The organism is Aeromonas sp. Y318-3 (assembly GCF_027706185.1).
Lineage (GTDB): Bacteria > Pseudomonadota > Gammaproteobacteria > Enterobacterales > Aeromonadaceae > Aeromonas > Aeromonas veronii.
In genome coordinates this window covers 25,307-46,114 of record NZ_JAPDCN010000014.1, presented here as the reverse complement: position 1 = coordinate 46,114, position 20,808 = coordinate 25,307, and the positions used below count along the sequence as shown (strand labels likewise).

The 20,808-nt window shown below is 60.5% G+C and carries 21 protein-coding genes and 1 riboswitch; of the genes, 16 read left to right on the top strand and 5 right to left on the bottom strand.

The genetic code is table 11. From position 1 onward, the window contains the following. Positions 1 to 89: 89 nt before the first annotated feature. A complete protein-coding gene (locus tag OKB77_RS17700) occupies positions 90 to 1,334 on the bottom strand; it encodes a sensor histidine kinase (RefSeq protein WP_120416270.1) in 1,245 nt (414 codons plus the stop codon). Beyond that, positions 1,331 to 1,999, bottom strand: a complete 669-nt coding sequence (locus OKB77_RS17695; RefSeq protein ID WP_111900303.1) for a response regulator transcription factor — start codon at positions 1,997 to 1,999, stop codon at positions 1,331 to 1,333. The genes OKB77_RS17700 and OKB77_RS17695 overlap by 4 nt, the downstream gene beginning before the upstream one ends. An 88-nt stretch (positions 2,000 to 2,087) precedes the next feature. On the opposite strand from OKB77_RS17695, the gene OKB77_RS17690 reads away from it, so the two are divergent. The 10 genes from OKB77_RS17690 (at position 2,088) to OKB77_RS17645 (ending at position 13,264) form a co-directional block, all read left to right on the top strand. Continuing rightward, positions 2,088 to 2,510, top strand: a complete 423-nt coding sequence (locus OKB77_RS17690; protein ID WP_005340092.1) for a hypothetical protein — start codon at positions 2,088 to 2,090, stop codon at positions 2,508 to 2,510. 86 nt (positions 2,511 to 2,596) lie between these two features. Further along, positions 2,597 to 3,082, top strand: a complete 486-nt coding sequence (locus OKB77_RS17685; protein ID WP_265776178.1) for a hypothetical protein — start codon at positions 2,597 to 2,599, stop codon at positions 3,080 to 3,082. Positions 3,083 to 3,342: 260 nt separating this feature from the next. Further along, a complete protein-coding gene (gene aerA / locus OKB77_RS17680; protein WP_270818094.1) occupies positions 3,343 to 4,806 on the top strand; it encodes an aerolysin AerA in 1,464 nt (487 codons plus the stop codon). Positions 4,807 to 5,077: 271 nt separating this feature from the next. Continuing rightward, positions 5,078 to 5,190: riboswitch (TPP riboswitch) on the top strand. Between the two features lie 275 nt (positions 5,191 to 5,465). After that, positions 5,466 to 7,457 carry a phosphomethylpyrimidine synthase ThiC gene (gene thiC, locus OKB77_RS17675; RefSeq protein WP_270818072.1) on the top strand — a complete coding sequence of 664 codons (1,992 nt, stop codon included), beginning with the start codon at positions 5,466 to 5,468 and terminating at the stop codon, positions 7,455 to 7,457. Continuing rightward, positions 7,454 to 9,061 (top strand): thiamine phosphate synthase, encoded by a 1,608-nt coding sequence (gene thiE / locus OKB77_RS17670; RefSeq protein WP_270818070.1) that lies wholly within the window; start codon positions 7,454 to 7,456, stop codon positions 9,059 to 9,061. Before thiC ends, thiE begins: the two co-directional genes overlap by 4 nt. After that, positions 9,051 to 9,845, top strand: coding sequence for a HesA/MoeB/ThiF family protein (locus OKB77_RS17665; RefSeq protein ID WP_047434738.1), 795 nt, complete (start codon positions 9,051 to 9,053; stop codon positions 9,843 to 9,845). The genes thiE and OKB77_RS17665 overlap by 11 nt, the downstream gene beginning before the upstream one ends. Next, positions 9,842 to 10,048, top strand: a complete 207-nt coding sequence (gene thiS / locus OKB77_RS17660; protein WP_058054166.1) for a sulfur carrier protein ThiS — start codon at positions 9,842 to 9,844, stop codon at positions 10,046 to 10,048. The genes OKB77_RS17665 and thiS overlap by 4 nt, the downstream gene beginning before the upstream one ends. An 85-nt stretch (positions 10,049 to 10,133) precedes the next feature. After that, a complete protein-coding gene (locus tag OKB77_RS17655) occupies positions 10,134 to 10,901 on the top strand; it encodes a thiazole synthase (RefSeq protein WP_270818066.1) in 768 nt (255 codons plus the stop codon). Positions 10,902 to 10,918: 17 nt separating this feature from the next. Then, complete coding sequence (gene thiH, locus OKB77_RS17650) at positions 10,919 to 12,148, top strand: 2-iminoacetate synthase ThiH (RefSeq protein WP_199428139.1); 1,230 nt, start codon at positions 10,919 to 10,921, stop codon at positions 12,146 to 12,148. Between the two features lie 576 nt (positions 12,149 to 12,724). Further along, a complete protein-coding gene (locus OKB77_RS17645) occupies positions 12,725 to 13,264 on the top strand; it encodes an REP-associated tyrosine transposase (RefSeq protein ID WP_199428127.1) in 540 nt (179 codons plus the stop codon). 140 nt (positions 13,265 to 13,404) lie between these two features. On the opposite strand, the gene OKB77_RS17640 is transcribed toward OKB77_RS17645, so the two are convergent. Together OKB77_RS17640 and OKB77_RS17635 are read right to left on the bottom strand one after the other, a co-directional pair. Further along, on the bottom strand, positions 13,405 to 14,346 hold the full coding sequence (locus OKB77_RS17640) for a DUF2971 domain-containing protein (RefSeq protein ID WP_199428126.1): 942 nt from the start codon (positions 14,344 to 14,346) through the stop codon (positions 13,405 to 13,407). Beyond that, positions 14,339 to 14,776, bottom strand: a complete 438-nt coding sequence (locus tag OKB77_RS17635) for a GNAT family N-acetyltransferase (protein WP_270818058.1) — start codon at positions 14,774 to 14,776, stop codon at positions 14,339 to 14,341. The genes OKB77_RS17640 and OKB77_RS17635 overlap by 8 nt, the downstream gene beginning before the upstream one ends. A 218-nt stretch (positions 14,777 to 14,994) precedes the next feature. Here OKB77_RS17635 and ybaK point away from each other — a divergent pair, with 218 nt between their 5' ends. After that, the gene (gene ybaK / locus OKB77_RS17630) at positions 14,995 to 15,459 is read left to right on the top strand and encodes a Cys-tRNA(Pro) deacylase (RefSeq protein WP_021231249.1); all 465 of its coding nucleotides are present in this window, start codon (positions 14,995 to 14,997) and stop codon (positions 15,457 to 15,459) included. Between the two features lie 184 nt (positions 15,460 to 15,643). Then, the gene (locus OKB77_RS17625; RefSeq protein WP_265776175.1) at positions 15,644 to 16,528 is read left to right on the top strand and encodes a transporter substrate-binding domain-containing protein; all 885 of its coding nucleotides are present in this window, start codon (positions 15,644 to 15,646) and stop codon (positions 16,526 to 16,528) included. Here OKB77_RS17625 and OKB77_RS17620 read toward each other — a convergent pair. Next, the gene (locus OKB77_RS17620) at positions 16,522 to 17,406 is read right to left on the bottom strand and encodes a LysR family transcriptional regulator (RefSeq protein WP_157161527.1); all 885 of its coding nucleotides are present in this window, start codon (positions 17,404 to 17,406) and stop codon (positions 16,522 to 16,524) included. The two genes, OKB77_RS17625 and OKB77_RS17620, sit on opposite strands and share 7 nt — an antisense overlap. Before the next feature lie 134 nt (positions 17,407 to 17,540). Between OKB77_RS17620 and OKB77_RS17615 the strand changes: the two genes are divergently transcribed. From OKB77_RS17615 to OKB77_RS17600, 4 genes are all read left to right on the top strand, one after another. Then, positions 17,541 to 17,942 carry a CidA/LrgA family protein gene (locus tag OKB77_RS17615; protein WP_088868378.1) on the top strand — a complete coding sequence of 134 codons (402 nt, stop codon included), beginning with the start codon at positions 17,541 to 17,543 and terminating at the stop codon, positions 17,940 to 17,942. Beyond that, entirely contained in the window at positions 17,935 to 18,624 is a 690-nt protein-coding gene (locus OKB77_RS17610) for an LrgB family protein (RefSeq protein WP_041210813.1), read from the top strand. The genes OKB77_RS17615 and OKB77_RS17610 overlap by 8 nt, the downstream gene beginning before the upstream one ends. Before the next feature lie 74 nt (positions 18,625 to 18,698). After that, on the top strand, positions 18,699 to 19,598 hold the full coding sequence (locus OKB77_RS17605) for a hypothetical protein (protein WP_265776174.1): 900 nt from the start codon (positions 18,699 to 18,701) through the stop codon (positions 19,596 to 19,598). 277 nt (positions 19,599 to 19,875) lie between these two features. Next, entirely contained in the window at positions 19,876 to 20,739 is an 864-nt protein-coding gene (locus OKB77_RS17600; protein WP_139434991.1) for a patatin-like phospholipase family protein, read from the top strand. Positions 20,740 to 20,808 lie beyond the last annotated feature (69 nt).

Below are 20,808 nucleotides of genomic sequence, written 5' to 3'. Positions count from 1 at the left end.
GGCTTGCATCCGTCAGATAGAAACAGGGCGCCCTCGGGCGCCTTGTTGCTATCTGGCTGGTGGGTTGGCGGTGCCACTGCGCCCTCACCCTAGCCCTCTCCCAAAGGGAGAGGGAACTGTTCGGCAGTGATCATCGCCAGCCTTGCGCTGAATACGCCATTCTCCAGCCGGGTATCGATCTGCCAGCCCAGCTTCTCGCAGATGCGCTGGATGATGGTGAGGCCGCAGCCGTAGCCGAGGATCTGATCCGGCGCCGCCGCCGTCGGGTTGCTGATGGTGAGCACCGGGCCACACAGCTCGATGTCGATATGTCCCTCGGCATAGCTCAGGGCATTTTTCAGCAGGTTGCCGAGGGCAATGGCGAGCAGGGAGAGGGGGGCGTTTACTTCGCTGCTCTCGTCCAGGTTAAGCCGGATATCGAGGGCCTCCCGCTGCAACAGCGGAGCGAGGCGGGCCAGCTCCTGACGGATCAGCGGGGTCACCTGCTGCAGCGGTCGCTCCACTGCCTCCTTGCGGCCCAGCAGCAGGAAGGTCTCGGTGAGCAGCGCCATCTCGTCGGCGGCAGCGCGGATACGGGTGGTGGCGCGGGCGGCCGGTGCGGGCAGATCCGTCACCTTGCCGAGCAGGGCCGCCGAGCCCTGGATCACCATGTTGGGGGTGCGCAGCTCGTGGCTGGCGAAGCGGCTGAACTCCTGCTCGCGAGCGAACACTGCGCTCACCTCCTGCTTGCCGGCCAGCAGCGCCAGCTCGATATCCCGCAGCTCCTGCCAGGGGGCGTCGGGCTCGAAATCCGCCTGATCCGGGGTGAGGTGGGCGACCCTCTGTTGCAGCCGTTGCAACGGCCCTGTGATATGGCGTACCAGCCAGATGCCGAAGCCGAGGCAGCCCAGCAGCAGGGTCACCCCGATCAGCCGGGTCGCCAGATGCAGCTTGTCTTCGTAGGGGTCGAGGTAGTCGTCGGCGTCGTCATTGAACACCAGATAGAGCAGTCCCTCGCCGGAGGGGTGACGGGCCACCAGAAAGTGTTTGTCCTCCTTGCCCAGCTGATGTTCGAAAAAGCCGGGGGTCTGGTAGGGCTTTAGCCATTTCGGCAGGCGGCCCGCCTCGGTCCAGTAGCTGGAGAACTGTCTGGGGCTTGGAGCCGCCGCCGCCGGGCCGAGTCGCAGCCAGTCATCGCTGTAGCGGGTCACTTCGGCTTCCAGCCAGTGGCGCAGGCTCAGCTCCTCCATCTTGTCCTCGGCCACCAGCATCAGGCCGGAGAGCAGGATCAGCAGTACTACCCCGGCGCCGCCGAGTGCCATGATCAGGCGGCGGCGCAGGCTCGGCAGGCTCATGCGCTCACCAGTCGGTAACCCTGGCCGTGCAGGGTCTCCAGCATGGGAGTGGGGAAGGGTTTGTCCAGCGCGTTGCGCAGGGCGTAGATATGGCTGCGCAGGGCATCGGAGTCGGGCTCCTCATCCCCCCAGACGGTGTCGAGCACCTCCTGACGGCTGACGATGGCGGGGGCGCGGCGGGCCAGCAGGGCGAGGATTTGGAACGGGATCTTGCCGAGCTTGAGGGGCTCACCGGCGCGGGTGGCGCGGCCGCTGGCGACATCGACCGTCAGATCGCCAAAGCTGATGGCCCCCACATCGCCGCGTGGGCCACGCAGGCTGAGGGCTTGCAGCCGCACCTCCAGCTCCTCCATGGCGAACGGCTTGACCAGATAGTCATCCCCTCCGGCCTTGAAGCCCGCCAGCTTGTCCTCCAGGCTGTCGCGGGCGGTGAGAAACAGCACGGGAGTGGCAATCCCCTGCTCGCGCAGGCGCGCTACCGTGCTGAGGCCATCGAGGCGCGGCATCATCACATCCATGATGATGACGTCGAAACGCTGATCCTCCAGCAGTTGCAGCGCCGCCTGACCGTGATAGGCACAATCGAGGCGGTGACCGGCCAGCTCCAGATAATCCATGATGGTTTCCGCCACCTGAGGATTGTCTTCCACTACCAAAATCTTCATGCTTTGCTCTCCTGGTTGGCGAGCGTTTCACGCTCTTTTCACACCGGATTCGGCATCCTGTTTGCCAGTGTAACCCCGAGGATCCCTGATGAAGAAGTCTCTCTGCGCCCTCCTGTTGCTGATCTTGTTGCCACTTGGCACCGCACAGGCGACCGAATTCAAACTGACCGGCCGCACTACCTGGCAGCTTGGCCAGTTGATGGTCAACGGCATGCCGTTCGTGATCGACGACCAGACCCGCTTCAAGGACTGGCTCAACGAGGATGATCTCGGTGGTACCTGGGTCGAGATGAAAGGGGTGGTTGAGAACGGCGTGCGCTATGTACGCAAGGTCGAAGCCCTCGACGAAGATGACAAGGACGAGATGGATCTGGAGGGGCCGGTGGAAGGGGGGCGGATCTGGGGCTACACCACCTCGGATAACAGTCTGGCGCCGTTTGAAGGGCGCTGGCTCGAGCTGGAGTGCAAGTTTGACGGCATGCGCCTGAGCCGCTGCCGCGAGGATGACTGATCCGATCTCTGCGTTCCGATTAGAAATGCTCCCGAATGAAGCCCATGCTTGTCCAGCATGGGCTTTTTGTTCAGGGACGAACGAAGATGGAACAATCGAGAAAGTGGTGTGCATGGATGCTGGGTGTGCCGCTCTGGGCGGTGCAGGCGGGAGCCGACGAATTGTGGCTGGTGGAGCTGGAGCACAGCGATGGCATCCGCCTGCAACTTCAGGGGGCCGAAGTGGAGCTGGGTAGTGCCGCCGTCTGGCGGCAGGGGGAGATTTGGCCACAGCCACTCAAACCCGGCGACCAGCTCGCCCTGCTGGTGGCCGATGGCGTTGCTACTCGGATTGAGCTGCTGGCCGCCAGAGCCCCGCTGGCCAATCAGCCCTGGCAGCGGGCGCAAGATCGCCTGCAATCCTTTGATGACCGGCAGCTCACGCTGGCAACTCTGGGCACTGTGCCACTCAATCCGCAGATGCGCTGGGTCAACGGTTCGGCCGCCGATCTGCACGCCGGGAGCGAGCTGATATTGATCCGTTCGGCGGATGGAATATTGCAGGGAATTGAAGTGATCAATCCGGAAGAGTAATTCAGCATCTTCTTATTTAATATAGGTTCACCATATTGTGGCAGCCATTAAATAATGGCTGCCACAATATTTATGATTTATTCCTCAATAAAGTCATCGCTCTAATTATTTTCTTATACCACCATTATTTTGTTTGTCATGGATGTTTTTTGGTGGTTTATTTTATTTGTGTCAGGTTTTGTCGGAGTCCATACCTGTCAAATGAAAAAGGATATTTCTACACAATAACAATTATCGTATGTCTGAAAGAGGGATAAATGATGAATAGAATAATTACCGCCAATCTGGCGTTTTTGGCGTCTTCATTGATGCTCGCTCAGGTGCAGGCGGCTGAACCTGTCTACCCTGATCAGGTCAAGTGGGCGGGTCTTGGCACGGGCGTCTGTGCCAGTGGTTACCGTCCTCTGACCCGCAATGAAGCCATGAGTATCAAGGGTAATCTGGTCAGCCGCATGGGGCAGTGGCAGATCACCGGTCTGGCTGACCGCTGGGTGATTATGGGGTCGGGATATAATGGCGAAATCAAACAGGGCACTGCCGGAGAAACCTGGTGCTATCCCAATTCACCGGTTTCCGGAGAAATACCAACACTCTCTGACTGGAATATTCCGGCGGGTGATGAGGTCGATGTGCAATGGCGGCTTGTCCACGACAATGATTATTTTATCAAGCCAGTCAGTTATCTCGCTCATTATTTGGGATACGCCTGGGTGGGTGGAAATCATAGCCCCTATGTCGGGGAGGATATGGATGTTACCCGGGTTGGTGATGGCTGGCTGATAAAGGGAAATAATGACGGCGGCTGCTCCGGATATCGTTGCGGGGAGAAGAGCTCCATCAAGGTAAGCAACTTCTCATATACCCTGGAACCCGACTCCTTCAGCCATGGTCAGGTCACCGAGAGCGGCAAGCAGCTGGTCAAGACCATCACGGCCAATGCGACCAACTACACGGATCTGCCTCAGCAGGTGGTGGTGACCCTGAAGTACGACAAGGCCACCAACTGGTCGAAGACCGACACCTACAGCCTGAGCGAGAAGGTGACCACCAAGAACAAGTTTCAGTGGCCGCTGGTGGGGGAAACCGAACTGGCCATCGAGATCGCTGCGAGCCAGAGTTGGGCCTCCCAGAAAGGGGGCTCGACGACCGAGACCGTCTCGGTTGAAGCACGCCCCACGGTGCCGCCTCACTCCAGCCTGCCGGTGCGGGTTGCCCTCTACAAGTCCAACATCTCCTACCCCTACGAGTTCAAGGCCGAGATCAATTATGACCTGACTATGAAGGGCTTCCTGCGTTGGGGCGGCAATGCCTGGTATACCCATCCTGAGAATCGTCCCACCTGGGAGCACATCTTTGCCGTCGGCCCGTTCCGCGACAAGGCCAGCAGCATCCGCTATCAGTGGGACAAGCGTTATATCCCGGGTGAAGTGAAGTGGTGGGACTGGAACTGGACCATCAGCGAGTATGGTTTGTCGACCATGCAGAATAACCTGGGTCGTGTGCTGCGCCCGATCCGTTCGGCGGTGACCGGTGACTTCTATGCCGAAAGCCAGTTTGCCGGCGATATCGAAATCGGTCAGCCCCAGACCCGTTCAGCGGCCTCTGCCCAGTTGCGTAACGCCTCTGTTGAAGGTGTGGTTCTGACCGGTGTGGAGCTGGACAGCGAGGCCCTTGCTAACGAAGGGTTTGGCAACGTATCCCTGACCATAGTTCCGGTTCAATAACCTCCCTCGCAGGCCCCTTTCATAGGGGCCTGTTCCTGTTCTGCGCAAGACGCGGCTCTTGCTCTGTGTCCCTCGACTTTCCCTCTTTTTCTCCTCTTGTCCCTGAATGATCACAACAGAAAGCTATGGCGTGCCAAGTTGATGCCAACGCAGGTTTGACCTGTACTTGGGGTGGCCCCGTGAGCGAGGCATTGTTCACTCATTTGTTGAAAGAGGCGTGTTGGCCAGATTGTTAACGGCTTGTGCTTTAAATTTTCCCCCTTATACTGGCGCCATCTTGTCGGAGTGCTGACCGTCGAACGACGCGAAGCTGAGACCGTTAATTCGGGATCCGTGGAACCTGATCAGGTTAAAACCTGCGAAGGGAACAAGGGTAACTTGCGGGTTACCGCGCCGGAGGAGGAACAAGCCTCTTCCGCTCATTGAAGGGGTAACCCTGATGGGTCAGGGCGCACAGGAGGGAGTCTGTCCCGTCCGGTTGTCCAGCATGTGGGGCGCCTCGCCCACAGCGTGCAGAGAGCGGGAAGTGGCAGAACAGCGGCGCGGAGATCCATCCCGCACTCCCTCCCGAGATAAACACCCCGCCGCAAGTTCATCTTCTCCTCGAACTCCAGACAAGCAAACACCCATAACTTCAACCAGTTAATGCGAGTTTTGCTATGTCTACTTCCGTATCTGATACCACCAAATCCAGCCGCCGCGAGCAGCGCTCCAGCGCCCAGGCCTTTATCGACAGCCTCGAGGGGATGGCTCACCCCAACTCCCGCCGCATCTTTATCGAGGGCTCCCGCCCCGATATTCGTGTCCCGCTGCGGGAGATCCAGCTGGCCGACACCTTCGTCGGCGGCACCAAAGAAGATCCCCGGTTCGAGCCCAACGAGCCGGTGCCGGTCTATGACACCTCGGGCCGTTACGGGGAAGCGGGGGTCGCCATCGACGTGCGCCGCGGCCTGCCGCGATTGCGGGAGAACTGGGTGCTGGAGCGCGATGACACCGACGAACTGCCGGGGCTCAGCTCCACCTTCACTCAGGAGCGGCTGGCCGACGAGGGGCTGGATCACCTGCGCTTCGAGCATCTGCCAAAGCCGCGCTGCGCCAAGCCGGGCCGCCGGGTGACCCAGCTCCACTACGCCCGGGCCGGCATCGTCACTCCCGAGATGGAATTTATCGCCATTCGCGAAAACATGGGGCGCGAGCGGGTGCGCTCCGAGCTTTTACGTACCCAGCATCCGGGCCGCGATTTCGGTGCCCGCCTGCCCCAGAACATCACCCCCGAATTTGTGCGCGATGAGGTGGCCGCCGGCCGTGCCATCATCCCCAGCAACATCAACCACCCGGAAGCGGAGCCGATGATCATCGGCCGCAATTTTCTGGTGAAGATCAACGCCAACATCGGCAACTCGGCTGTCACCTCCAGCATCGAAGAGGAGGTGGAGAAGCTGGTCTGGTCCACCCGCTGGGGCGCCGACACCGTGATGGATCTCTCCACCGGCCGCTACATTCACGAGACCCGCGAGTGGATCCTGCGCAACAGCCCGGTGCCCATCGGTACCGTGCCCATCTATCAGGCGCTGGAGAAGACCAACGGCATCGCCGAAGACCTCACCTGGGAGCTGTTCCGCGATACCCTGCTCGAACAAGCCGAGCAGGGGGTGGACTACTTCACCATCCACGCTGGCGTCCTGCTGCGCTTCGTGCCCATGACCGCCAAGCGCCTCACCGGCATCGTTTCGCGTGGCGGCAGCATCATGGCCAAGTGGTGCCTCTCCCACCATAAAGAGAACTTCCTCTACCAGCACTTCCGCGAAATCTGCGAGATCTGCGCCGCTTATGACGTGGCCCTGTCGCTGGGCGACGGTCTGCGTCCGGGCTCCGTCTATGACGCCAACGACGAGGCCCAGTTCGCCGAACTGCGCACCCTGGGCGAGCTGACCAAGATCGCCTGGGAGTACGACGTGCAGGTGATGATCGAGGGGCCGGGTCATGTGCCGATGCACATGATCGAGCGCAACATGACCGAGCAGCTGGATCATTGCCACGAGGCGCCGTTCTACACGCTGGGCCCGCTCACCACAGACATTGCACCGGGTTACGATCACTTCACCTCCGGCATCGGCGCTGCGCTCATCGGCTGGTATGGCTGCGCCATGCTCTGCTACGTCACTCCCAAGGAGCATCTGGGACTGCCCAACAAGGAAGACGTGAAGCAGGGGCTGATTACCTACAAGATCGCCGCTCACGCTGCGGATCTGGCCAAGGGGCACCCGGGCGCCCAGATCCGCGACAACGCCATGTCGAAGGCGCGTTTCGAGTTCCGCTGGGAAGATCAGTTCAACCTAGCGCTGGATCCCGATACCGCCCGCGCCTACCACGACGAGACCCTGCCGCAGGAGTCCGGCAAGGTGGCCCACTTCTGCTCCATGTGCGGGCCCAAGTTCTGCTCCATGAAGATCACTCAGGACGTGCGTGACTACGCGGCGAAGCTTGAGGCGGTGGAGATCAAGCTGGTCGGTATGGATGGCCGGCAGGAGCAGGTGGTGGCTCAGGTGGAGAGCGGCATGGCCCGCATGGCCGAGACCTTCAAGGAGACCGGTGGCGAGATCTACCATCAGGCGGCTGCGCTGAAACAGGCCGCAGGGGAGGAGGCGTGAGTAGCGCAAGCGGGGCTGTCAGCCCCGCCGACCTGTCGCCCGTGACCGACTCTCGCCCTGTGGTCTGGACCATAGCGGGTTCAGACTCCGGCGGTGGCGCCGGTATTCAGGCCGACTTGCACACATTGCACGACCTTGGCGTGCACGGTTGCTCGGTTATCTCCGCCATCACAGCCCAGAACTCGGTGGCGGTGAAGATGGTCGACCCCGTGCTGATGCAGACCTTCACCGCCCAGATCGACGCCCTCGGCGTCGATCTGCCGCCAGCCGCTATCAAGATCGGTCTGCTGCCGACCCGGCTCCATGCGGAGGTGCTGGCCCGTCGACTGGCAACTATCGATGGTCCCTTCGTGGTCTACGATCCGGTGGCCATCGCCAGCACCGGCACCCCGATGGCGGAACCCAATATGCTGGAGGCGGTGCGCGAGCAGCTATTGCCGCGCCTCACCTTGATCACCCCCAACGGCCCCGAACTGGAAGCCCTGACCGGCATTCCCGCGACCAGCCCTGTGCTGGTGCGCTTCGCCGCCCAGCGGCTGCGCGAACTCGGCGCCCGTGCCGTGCTGGTCAAAGGCGGCCATCTGGGCTGGAGCGGGGAGCTGTGTCTGGACTACTACCAGGACGAGACCCGCGAATTCTGGCTGGCGGCGCCGCGCCTGAATACTCGCCACGGCCACGGCACCGGTTGCTGCTACGCCAGCGCCATCGCCGCCGTGGTGGCGCAGGATTATCCGGTGGAGGATGCCATCACCCTGGCGCGTGCCTACCTGCAACAGGGGTTGGCGGCGGCGCAGGGAGTGGGGGCTGGCCCGGGGCCCATCGCCCATCTTGGCTGGCCAGCCGATCTTGCCCACTTCCCCCGCGCCGTGTTGGCGGGTTCAACCCTCGATCGCCGCTTCGGGCTTTATGAAACAAGCAGCGCCCGCCTGCCGGATGGCCCCTTCGCGCCGACCGAACACAACCTCGGCCTCTATCCGGTCGTCGATTCGGTCAAGTGGCTGCGCCGCCTGCTGGGGCAGGGGGTCAAGACCATCCAGCTGCGGATCAAGAATCTGCCCGCCTCAGAGGTGGCACCGGCCATTCGTGATGCTGTGGCGCTTGGTCGCCGCCATGGGGCGCGCCTCTTTATCAACGACTACTGGCAGCAGGCCATCGAGGCGGGCGCCTGGGGCGTACATCTGGGGCAGGAGGATATGGAGACCGCCGATCTCGCCGCCATTCAGGCCGCCGGGCTACGCTTTGGCATCTCCACCCACGGCTACTTCGAGCTGATGCGGGCCCGCGAGCTGGCCCCCTCCTATATTGCGCTGGGTCATATCTTTCCGACCAACACCAAGACGATGCCTTCGCGCCCACAGGGGCTGCTGCGGCTGCATCGATACCGCGCCCTGATGGCGGAGTGGCCGACGGTGGCCATCGGCGGCATCAGCGAGGAGCGGGTGGCGGCGGTCAAGGCAAGCGGGGTCGGCAGTATCGCGCTGGTCTCGGCCATCACTGCCAGCGACGACTGGCAGGGGGCGACCGAACGGCTGCTCGCGGCAGTGGGGGCGGGGGATGAGCCACGCTCGGCCACCGTTATACGGGAGGCAGAACATGCGCTCTGATGCTGCTTCTCTTAGTGACAAAGAGTATTTGCGATACGGCCGCCAGCTGATGCTGGCGGAAGTGGGCGAAGCAGGGCAGGCACGGCTGAAAGATAAGTCTGTGCTGATCGTGGGCTTGGGCGGGCTCGGTTCGCCGCTTGCCCTCTATCTGGCCGGGGCCGGTGTGGGCACCTTGTGGCTGGCCGATGGCGATACGGTCGATTCCAGCAACTTGCCGCGCCAGATCCTGTTCGATAGCGAGGCGGTCAACCACTCCAAGGCGGAGCTGGCCCGTGAGCGCCTGGCCGCCCACAACCCGCTGGTGGAGCTGATTGCCATTAACCAGCGGCTCGATGCCGCCAGCCTGCCGGAGTTTGTGGCCGAGGTAGATCTGGTGATCGATTGCTGCGACAACCTCGCCACCCGCCATGCCATCAACGCCGCCTGCGTGGCTCAGGGCAAGCCCTGGATCTCCGCCGCCGCAGTGGGGTGGCAGGGGCAGCTGATGGCGCGCACAGGTCCGGATCACGCCTGCTACGCCTGCCTCTATCCGCTGGATACAAAAATCGCCGAGCGCTGTGAGACCAGCGGCGTCACCGGCCCGCTGGTTGGGGTGATGGGCTCCTTGCAGGCGCTGGAGGCACTGAAACTGCTGCTCGGGATGCCGAGCCCGGTGGCTGGCACATTGCGCCGCTTCGATGCCCTGACCCATCAGTGGCAAACCCTCACTCTGGCCCCCGATCCCGATTGCCCTGTCTGCGGGCAGCGCCGATGCCCGACACACGATAAGGAGATCACCCCATGACCTTGACCATTCGACTCAACGATAAAGCCCAGTCGCTGGCGGCAGGGCAGAGCGTGGCCGACCTGCTGGCGGCGCAAGGGGTCAATCCCCAAGGGGTAGCCGTGGCCCTTAACGGCGCCGTGTTGCCCCGTGGCCGCTGGGCCGAGACCCGTCTCAATGACGGGGACGAACTTCACCTCTTCACCGCCATAGCGGGAGGCTGACCCATGATGCTTGCGATCCCATCTTCGAGTGCTCTGCCTTGCGGCGGAACTTCATCTCTTCTTATCGCAGTGGCCGGAGGCTGACATGCTGAACATTGCCGATCACACCTTCTCATCGCGTCTCTTTACCGGCACCGGCAAGTTTGCCCGCCCGGATCTGATGGCCGCCGCCATCGAGGCGAGTGGCTCCCAACTGGTCACCATGGCCATCAAACGGCTCGAACCGGGCAAGGCCCATGACGATATCCTGAGCCCCTTGCTGCAACTCGGGGTCAAGCTGTTGCCCAACACCTCCGGCGCCAAGACTGCCGCCGAGGCGGTATTTGCCGCCCACCTCGCCCGCGAGGCGCTGGGGACGAACTGGCTGAAGCTGGAGATCCACCCCGATCCGCGCTATCTGCTGCCCGACCCCATCGAGACGCTGAAAGCCGCCGAGCAGCTGGTGAAAGAGGGCTTTGTGGTGCTGCCCTACTGCGGCGCCGACCCCGTGCTCTGCAAGCGGCTCGAAGAGGTGGGCTGCGCCGCCGTGATGCCGCTCGGCGCCCCCATCGGTTCCAATCAGGGGCTGGTGACCCGGGAGTTTCTCTCCATCATCGTCGAGCAGGCCAATGTGCCCGTGGTAGTGGACGCGGGCATCGGTGCGCCGAGCCACGCCGCTGCCGCCTTTGAACTGGGCGCCGATGCCGTGCTGGTCAACACCGCCATCGCGGTGAGCGGCGACCCGGTCGCCATGGGCCGCGCCTTTGCGCTGGCTTGTAGTGCCGGTCGCAGCGCCTATGAGGCGGGCCTTGGCGCCCGCGCCCTGCAGGCGCAAGCCTCCAGCCCTCTCACCGATTTTCTGGGGGCGTTATGAGTCATGATGCTGGTGCGATGAGTGACTTCGAGCCCTTTGCACAACCCCAAGTGCGTCCGAGTGATAGCCCCCCTCTCCTTCTGGGAGAGGGGCTGGGGGTGAGGGCGCTGGGGGTGAGGGCTAAGGAGTCTACCTTTCTCGACCGATGGCAGGAGCTGGATTGGGACGATATCGGCATGCAGATCCGCGCCAAGACAGCCGCCGATGTAGCGCGAGCCCTGAGCGCACCACGCCGCACCCTGAGCGATTTTATGGCGCTGATCTCGCCAGCCGCCGAGGCGTATCTGCCGCAGATGGCAGCCGAGGCCGAGCGGCTGACCCGCCAGCGTTTTGGCAACACCATCGGCTTCTATGTGCCGCTCTATCTGTCGAATCTTTGCGCCAACGACTGCACCTACTGCGGCTTCTCCATGAGCAACCGCCTCAAGCGCAAGACCTTGAATAGCGAGGAGATTGAGCGCGAGTGTCTGGCCATCAAGGCGCGCGGCTTTGATAGCGTGCTGCTGGTGACCGGCGAGCACGAGCACAAGGTGGGGCTCGCCTATTTTCGAGAGGTGATGCCCATCATACGCCGCCACTTCAGCACGGTGGGGATGGAGGTGCAGCCCCTCTCGCAGGCCGAATATGCCGAGCTGAAAAGCCTCGGCCTCGACGCCGTCATGGTCTATCAGGAGACCTACCACGCCCCCACCTATGCCCGCCACCACCTGCGCGGCAACAAGCGGGACATCGCATGGCGCCTCGCCACCCCGGATCGGCTCGGCCGCGCCGGTATCGACAAAATCGGGTTGGGGGCGCTCATCGGTCTCTCCTCGGACTGGCGCGCCGACAGCTACTTTGTCGCCGAGCATCTGAGCTGGCTTGAGCGCCACCACTGGCAGAGCCGCTATTCGCTCTCCTTCCCGCGCCTGCGCCCCTGCACCGGTGGGCTGGAGCCTGCCGTGGTCATGTCGGATCGCCAGCTGGCCCAGCTGATCTGCGCCTGGCGTCTTTTCTCGCCCACGCTGGATTTGTCGCTCTCGACCCGCGAGTCTGCCACCTTTCGCAACGGCGCGGTGCGCCTTGGCATCACCCAGATGTCGGCCGAGTCGCGCACCCAGCCGGGGGGCTATGCCGAGGGGGATAAAGAGGAGCTGGAGCAGTTCGCCATCCACGACGACCGCCCGGTGGGGGAAGTGGCCGCCGCCGTGCGGCAGGCAGGGTTGCAGCCGGTGTTCAAGGACTGGGAACCCTTCTTGGGCCGATAGGGGCGGCCACGCCCCCCTTTGCCGGTGGCATCCCGGCGTACAGCCAGACTCCGTGCCTGTGGCAAGCAGGCACGGCTGCGCCGTGCAATCGTAGGGTCGATTAGCCGTCAGGCGTAATCGTCCGAGGAGATTGTCGATGGCACGGCTTCGCCGTGCAGGACGCGAGGCCGCTGGCCTCAACGGGGTTTCGCCCGCCCTTCGGGCCGGGGCGAGTGACTTTGGAAAGACCCAAAGTCACCAAAGGTCTTCTCCCCCGCTTATTCGCCCGACTTCGTCGGGTTCCTTCGGCTCACCCGCTTGTCCGACGGCACGCGCCGACGGGCCATCCATGGCCCGGCGCCGCTCGCTCGACATCCTGTCTCGCGGCCTGGACAAGCGGACTCGCCTCAGCGAATAAGAGGGGGAACCAAAACCGTGCCCGCCATAACCTCAGGGAGTGGTCGTAGGGTGCAATAAGCGAAGCGCATTGCACCGCGATTGTGACGAGAGGTGCAATTCACTTCGTTCATTACACCCTACGTTTTGCTTCGTTTGAACCACATTTAACAACATGTTTGATTGTGGGTTGGGCAAGGCATGGCAAATTACAAACGGGCATGGCAACCGGGGGGAACCTGGTTTTTTACGGTCGTGCTGGCTGAGCGTCAGAACAACCATTTACTGGTCGAGCGGATCGATCTGCTGAGGTCGGTTGTCAGAGAGGTGCAAGAGCGTCATCCATTCCGGATCCATGGCTGGGTTGTCTTGCCCGAACATCTGCATGCCTTGCTGGAGTTGCCGGAAGGGGATACCAATTTTCCGTTGCGCTGGCGCCAAATCAAAAGCAAGTTTTCACGAGCAATCCCCAATTCGGAGACTCGCTCAGAATCTCGTTGGCAGCGTGGCGAGCGGGGTATTTGGCAGCGACGTTATTGGGATCATCTGATCCGTAATCAGGAAGATTTCAATCACCATCTTGATTACATCCATATCAATCCCGTCAAACATGGATTGGTAACAGCCCCGAAAGATTGGCCATATTCCACTTTCCATCGTTGGGTACAACAGGGCCGGTATCCACTATCTTGGGGAGATACCGCCACGTCAGAATATGAAGTGCCACACGACAAAAAATAAACGGCATTAACGTGGTTAACGTAGGGTTAATTAAGCGGAGCACATTGCACCACTTTCGTTATGATCGTTATGATCGTTATGATCGTTATGAAGGTAGAGGTGCAATTCACTTCGTTCATTGCACCCTACGCCTACTACGTCTACGTTGTTGAGCATGAGTGGTAGGTTTCTTCAAAAATCAAGGCGAATTGATGCTTGCTTAAACTAGCTTGATAACAAGGTATTCTATTAAATAATGTATTTTCGCAAGCTACTTCACGTAGCGTTGACTTGTCTGATTCCGTTAATCTACAGCCTAAAAATATTCCAGTGATACATTCTATTGGTATATCAAAAAGAAAAATGGAGGTTGGTGTTGCTGCGATAAAAGAAAGTAGTTCGTTTAATATAGTATTGCTTGGAGAAAATCGCATCTCTTCCATATCGTCAGTGGAGCTGCCATCTTTTTCTTGCTGATCCATTAAGTGGCATGCTTGATGATTGATGGAGATCTTTATCATCCCTTTGTATTTCTCGACATTAAGCAGTTCAAGGTAGCTTTCATCATAGAAATCAAGAATATATTCATAGGCTTCTTTATTAATGACAAAGTAATCTGCATTCGATACTTTAGTTATTACTCGATGTTCTTTTTCATAAATCCAATCATCACTCTTAGTTAATAAGTTTCTTTTGGGTGAAGTGGTACATGGTAGTACCTCATGTCTTTCTCTATTATATAATACACGTTCAATAGAGTTGCTCACGGATAGTATTTTATTGAAGTGAGTCTTCAAAGCATGGTAGTCAAACTCAATAACAATACCCTTATGCTCGTCAGCGTAGTGAGACCACATCAATAAGTTATTATAACTTTCCGTGAAAGAGATGATCCCTGTATCATCAAATCCTTCATCACTTGCATATTCAGAAATTTGCTGGAAGAAATCCTCTCGATGAGCATCTTCTAATATTTTATCTAGTGTATCTTGGTCCGGGCTGAGCTCAAAAGGGTCATTCAATGCACAGCGTTGACTTAACCTAAGGCTAGGTTTTTTAAAAAAATCAGGTCTGAATTTCATGTATTTGTAAATTTTATTCATTACAAATGCCTTGCTTCTTCAAAAAATAACTCACATGCCCCGGCGGCATATCGGGCAGCTGGCCAAAGACCTCGTAACCCTGCTTCTGGTAGAAGGGGAGGGCCTGAAAACTGGTGGTTTCCAAGTGGTAGTTGGTGATGCCCTTGCTTTGGGCGTACTGCTCCATGGCGCCGAGCAGGCGGCCGCCCCAGCCATCACGGCGAATCCTTTCGTCGATCCAGAGCCAGTCGACGTGCAGCCAGCCCCACTTGATGTCGGCGATGATGCCGCCGTGTACCTTGCCCTCTTTATCCTTGATAAAGCTGGCGATCCGCTCGCGCCGAAGTTCGTACAGTTGAGGGCCTGCCTGGCTGACGTTGTAGCCCGTCAGGCCAATGCGCAGCGCTTCAACATCATCGTCCTGAGGCGGTTGGGGTGGGGTGAGTTGCATATGGGCTCCTGCGGTATGGGTTGTGGCGGCGTCAAAGAGTTAAAGCAATACCCGTTTGGACTCTGTTTGGTCAAGTCTTCTGGTCGCTCGCCACCAAGCGTGCATGGCATGGCGGTCAGTCAATGGCCCTTGCAACTTCCACCCCCCTTGCATCACCCCAGAGTGAGGCGCAGACTGTTTGGCCTTGTTTTTATGCGATTCGATTCAAGGCAACCATCATGACTCCTGCCATCAACCTGCTGAAGAAGCTCAAGATCCCCCACAAGCTCTACCCCTACGAGTGCGAAGCCCACGACGATTTCGGCAAGCATGCCGCGACCCAGCTCGGGCTGCCGGAGGCGCAGGTGTTCAAGACCCTGGTCGCCCATCACGACAAGCAGGCGGTGGTGGCCATCGTTCCCTCATCCGGCATGTGCAGTCTGAAGCAGCTGGCCAAGGCGACTGGCCTCAAGAAGGTGGAGATGATGAAACCGGCGGAAGCGGAGAAGCTGACCGGTTACAAGGTGGGTGGCATCAGCCCGCTGGGCCAGAAGAAATTGTTGCCCACTGTGCTCGACGAGTCGGCGCTGCAGTTTGACGAGATCCTGGTGAGCGGCGGCAAGCGCGGCCTCTCGGTCGGGGTGGCGCCGCAGGATATGCTGACGCTGATGAAGTGGATTGCCGCTCCCATCGGCGAAGAGTAGTGCCGGGCACGGTGTGAACCTGCTCTCCGGGCCTGTGGCGGCCCGGAGGCGATGTGACTCGTGAGGATATCTGCCTGTGTCCCCCTGTTTGTCGTGTTGCTTATCCTCGTCATAGGCCGTGCCAAGGTGGGGCACCCACGCTCAGGGCTACACTGAAAGTACCCTTTCAGCCAAGGCGCGGTTTATGTCACCCCTGCATCTGCTGGCTGCCGCTCTGTTCTGCATGTTGTCGCTGACCGGGCAGGCGGCCACCCGGTTTACCTATATCAGCCCGGAGAGCGAGCGGGATCCGCGTACCACTTATGATCGGGAGCTGCTGCGGCTCGCCCTCGACAAGACCCGCGACCAGTTTGGCGACTATCTGCTGGAGCCTGCGCCGCCCATGACCAAGGCGCGTGAGCGGCTCAGCATGCAGCTCGACAGCTATCCCAACCTCTTTGTCATGGACAGCTACAGCAGCACCCGCGAGGATCTGGGGCTCGCCTATGTCCGTTTTCCCATCCATCTGGGGATCGTCAGCTACCGCATCTGTTTTGTCAGCCCGCAGCAAAAGGCGGCGGTAAGCAAAGTGACCGACCTCAAGGGGCTGCGCCAGTTCACCTTCGGTCAGGGCAAGGGGTGGCTGGATGTGGATATCCTGCGCTACGCCGGGATGGAGGTGGTGGAAGTGGAGGGGTACGAAAAGCTGTTCAAAATGGTGGCGCGGGGCCGCTTCGATCTCTTCTGCCGCGGGGTGAGCGAGCTGCGCAGCGAGCAGCTTACCCACAAGGAGATGACGGATCTGCTGGTGGATGACGCCTTGTTGATCTACTACCCGCTGCCCCGGGTTTTCTACACCAATCCCAACAATCGCGAGGCGCTCAAGCGGGTCGAGCGGGGGTTGCAGCTGGCGTGGCAGGATGGCTCGCTACAGGCTCTGTGGCGCAAGAGCTTTGGCTCGGCCATCGCTTTTGCCAAGCTCTCCCAGCGCCGACTGCTGCGACTGGATAACCCCTTCCTCGACGGGATCAGCTTCGATTACCGCCCCTACTTCTACAATCCGCAGACCGATCGCTTCGGCGATTACTGAGGTGCCTGCCGCTGGCGGCAGAGGGCCAGCCAGGCCTCGGCGGTGCGCGACAGATAGCGCTCGCTCGGCCAGATCACCCCGAGTCGCCAGCTCAATTCGGGCTCCAGTGGCCGCAGCACCAGACCATCCGGGGTCAGCCGGTGGCAGACCGGCTCCGGCAAGAAGGCGACCCCCATGCCGCTGCGTACCATGGCGGTGAGAAAATCCCACTGGCTGCTGCGCGCCGCCACCTGTGGCACAAAGCCCGCCTCCTGACATGCCTGCTCCAGCCGCTCGCTCAGGGTAAACGCCTGGGTATAGAGCAGGAAGGGCTCCTCCTGCAGAGACTCCAGCCGCAGCGGCGTATCGCCATGCCAGCGCGGTTGATCCGGCAGCACCACCCGGATCGGGTATTGATCCAGCTCCAGCGCGCTGAGGGCGCCCCCCTCTTTGGTCGGCAGCATGGTGATGGCGAGATCAAGCTCCCCCTCCAGCACCGCCTGTTCGATGCGGCGGCCGCCGTACTCCACCAGGGTCAGCTCCACCTTGGGGTAGCGGGTGCGGTAGGCGCGGATCAGATCTGCATAGACGTGACCCACCATGGGGGGAATGCCGAGGGTGAGGCGACCATGTTGCAGGCTCTGCAGATCCGCCAGTTCGGCCTCCAGCTGTTGCATCTCCGCCAAGATGGTCTGGGCACGGTTGAACAGCACCTGGCCGCTGTCGGTCAGGGTGAAGCGGCGCCCTTCCCGGTTGAGCAGGGGTTGGCCCAGCTCCTCTTCGATATTGCGGATCATCTTGCTGATGGTGGGCTGGGTGACGAACAGCTTTTCAGAGGCGCGGGTGAAGCTCTTTTCCCGCACCAGTTCGACAAAATAGCGCAGGGCGCGAATATCCATGGACTCTCTCGACTCGTGTTGGCGGGTGTGGGATGAAGTATGCCTATGCGGCATGAATTTGATAATTTTAATTCATTTCTGGCAGGTTTTGCTCAACTCTATACTGTGAGCCGGTTCACAGAAAGACGATGATCATGAAAGCCCTCTGCTTGCGCTGGTTACAGACTCCCTTCCAGATTGTGTTGCTGGCAGCCATCTGGCTGCTGGCCGATACCGCGGTTCGAACTCTCCATCTGCCGCTGCCCGCCAACCTCACCGGCATGCTGTTGCTGCTGGCCTGCATCCTGCTCGGGGTGGTTAAGGCGCAGTGGTTTGAGGCGGGTGCTCGCTGGCTGCTGGCCGAGATGCTGCTCTTCTTCGTGCCCGCCGTAGTCGCGGTGGTCAACTATCAGGATCTGCTGTTGCAGGAGGGGTGGCGCATCATGGTGGTGCTGCTGGTGAGCACTACCCTGGTACTTGGTACCACGGCGCTGGTGGTGGATCGGGTTTACCGCCTCGAACTGAAACTGGCCCGTCGGAGTCGCCGTCATGTCTGATACCCTGCTCGGGCTGATCTGTTTCGCCCTTACCCTGCTCTTCTACTACGCCAGCAAATGGCTCTATGGCAAAAAGCGGATCCTGCCGTTGATGCCGCTGCTGCTGGCGCCGACCCTGCTGGTGGCCGTGGTGCTGCTGTTCCACATCCCCTATCAGGATTACATGGCGGAATCCCACTGGCTGCTCTGGCTGCTGGGCCCAGCCACCGTAGCTTTCGCCGTGCCGGTCTACGAGAACCGCCAGCTCATTCGCCGCCACTGGCTGTCGCTGTCGGTGGGGGTGGTCGCCTCGGTCATCATGGCGGTGGGTAGTACCGTGCTGCTGGCTCGCTGGCTGGATCTCTCCGACATGTTGCAGCGCAGTCTGGCGATGCGTTCCATCACCACGCCGTTTGCGGTGGAGGCGACCCGCGCCATCGGCGGTCAGAGCGACCTCACGGCGCTGTTTGTGGTGCTGACCGGGGTGATTGGTATGGCGGTGGGGGAGAGCGTGCTGACCGTGCTGGCCATTCGCAGCCGCCTAGGCAAAGGGGCCGGTTTTGGTGCTTCGGCCCACGGCGCTGGTACTGCCAAGGCTTATCAGATGGGTAATGAGGAGGGAGTGGTCTCCAGCATGGTGATGATGATCGCCGGTATGGTGACCGTGCTGCTGGCACCCCTGCTGGGCCGGATGTTCTGGTAGGCCGGACTTCCCTTTAGAAGGCTGCTCGCCCCGGCGCTACACTCTAGTGAGCCTGTATTCCCGGGATGAGCAGTATGACCTTTCATCGCCTCGCTTCCTGCTTGCTGCTGTGCAGTCTTTCCCTCCTTGCCAGTCCCCTACGGGCGAGCGACGTCATCACTCATATCAGCCCCGAGAGCGATCGGGACTTGCGTACCCTCTATTTTCGCGATCTGTTGCAGCTGGCGCTGGAGAAGACCCGCGACAGCTTCGGTGACTACGAGCTGCGGACCGCGCCGCCGATGAACCGTATCCGGATGCGACAGATTGTGCAGACTCAGCAATACCCCAATCTGTTTGTGGCCGACAGTCTGCGCCCGGCCGCAGAGAGCGGAGCGCTGGATTACGTCCGTTTTCCGGTGGAGCTGGGCATCCTCGGTTATCGCATCTGCTTTGTCAGTCCGCAGCAGGCCGATGCGGTGGCAAGGGTCAATACCCTGACCGACCTGCAGCAATTTCTGCACGGGCAGGGGCGTGGCTGGCAGGATGCGGAGATCCTGCGTCATGGGGGATTCAATGTGCAGGAGATCGACGGTTACGAGCGGCTGTTCAAGCTGGTGGCTCGCGGTCGTATCGATCTCTTCTGCCGCGGTGCCAACGAGCTCTTTATCGAGCAGGAGCAGCACAGTGATCTGCCCGGCCTCACCGTGGATCGGCGAGTGGCGCTGCACTATCCCTTCCTCCACCTCTTCTACACCCACAAGGATAATCAGGCCGCCATCCGCCGCCTCTCGGTTGGCCTCAAGCTGGCGTGGCGGGATGGCTCGCTGCAACAGCTCTGGCTGCGTCACTTCAAACCTTCCCTCGAGCAGGCGCAGCTCCCCGGACGCCTGTTGTTCGAGTTGGCCAATCCGCGCCTTGATAAGGTGGACTTTGATTATCGGGCCTACCACTACAACCCCGTCGACGGGACGTTCGGGCCCGGGCTGCCTTGATCCTGATGGTGCTGTTAGCGGATAAAGGGCCGTCTCTGCTGATGTGCTAAATCATGCCCAAAAGGCATGTTTTTTATTATTTAAATTCATTTTTTGAAGGTTGGTGCGCTGCATATACTGGGGGTCGCTTCACGGTTCAGGTTTGCTCCTGCCCGCTTCTGGCTTGCGCGAGTGAGCCTGAATCGTCCTGCTGCGGCGTCTTGATGTTCTGCATGAAGGCGTCCATCACTGGGCCGGGATCGATCCCGGCAGGTATTACAGCTGACGGAGCCTTGTTATGTTTAATCCCCACTCTTGCGCCCTGATTGTCGAAGGGGGCGCGATGCGCGGCATCTTTGCCAGCGGCGTGCTCGATGCGTTTGTCGAAAGTCACCACTACCCGTTCGATTTCGTCATGGGCGTCTCGGCCGGTGCCACCAATCTGGTCTCCTACCTGAGCGAGCAGCCGCGCCGCAGCCACCACATCATCACCGAGCTGGCTTGCAGCTCCCGTTTTCTCGATCCCCTGCGCTTTGTCAAAGGGGGCGATCTGGTGGACATCGGCTGGCTGTGGCAGGCCAGTCGCCATCGCTTCCCGCTAGATCTCGACACCTTCTGTGCCCGCGACATTCCCTTCTACGCGGTGGCGACCGATGTGGCGAGCGGCAAGGCCATCTATCTGCCGGTGCGGCCCGACAACATGGATGAGGTGCTGACCGCCACCTGTGCCCTGCCGGTGGTGCAGCACGATACCCCCTGCGTCGATGGTCGCCCGATGGCCGATGGCGGGATCAGCGACTCCATTCCGGTGATAGAGGCCTATCGTCGCGGGGCGCGGCGGATGACGGTGGTGCTGTCTGAACCCTGGGGCTATCGCAAGAAGCCGGCCCGTTTCTGCTGGATGGTCAAAGCCTTGCTGAAAACCCAGCCGGCGCTGGCGCAAGCCATGCTGGAGCGGGATCGCGCCTACAACCGGGCGCTCGATTTCATCGCCAATCCCCCTGCCGATTGCGACATCGAGGTGATCGCGCCACCAGCCGATTTCATGGTCTCCCGTTTTACCCAGGATCCGGTCAAGCTGGAGTCCGGTTATCTGCAGGGCTACTGGCAGGGGCGCCAGAGCCTGCTGCGGGCCCGTGGAGAGGCGCGAGCGGTGGCCTGACTGGTTTGCCGGGTGCTGAATATAGAAAGGGGAACCTCGTGGTTCCCCTTTTGCATGCTTGTGCGGTAG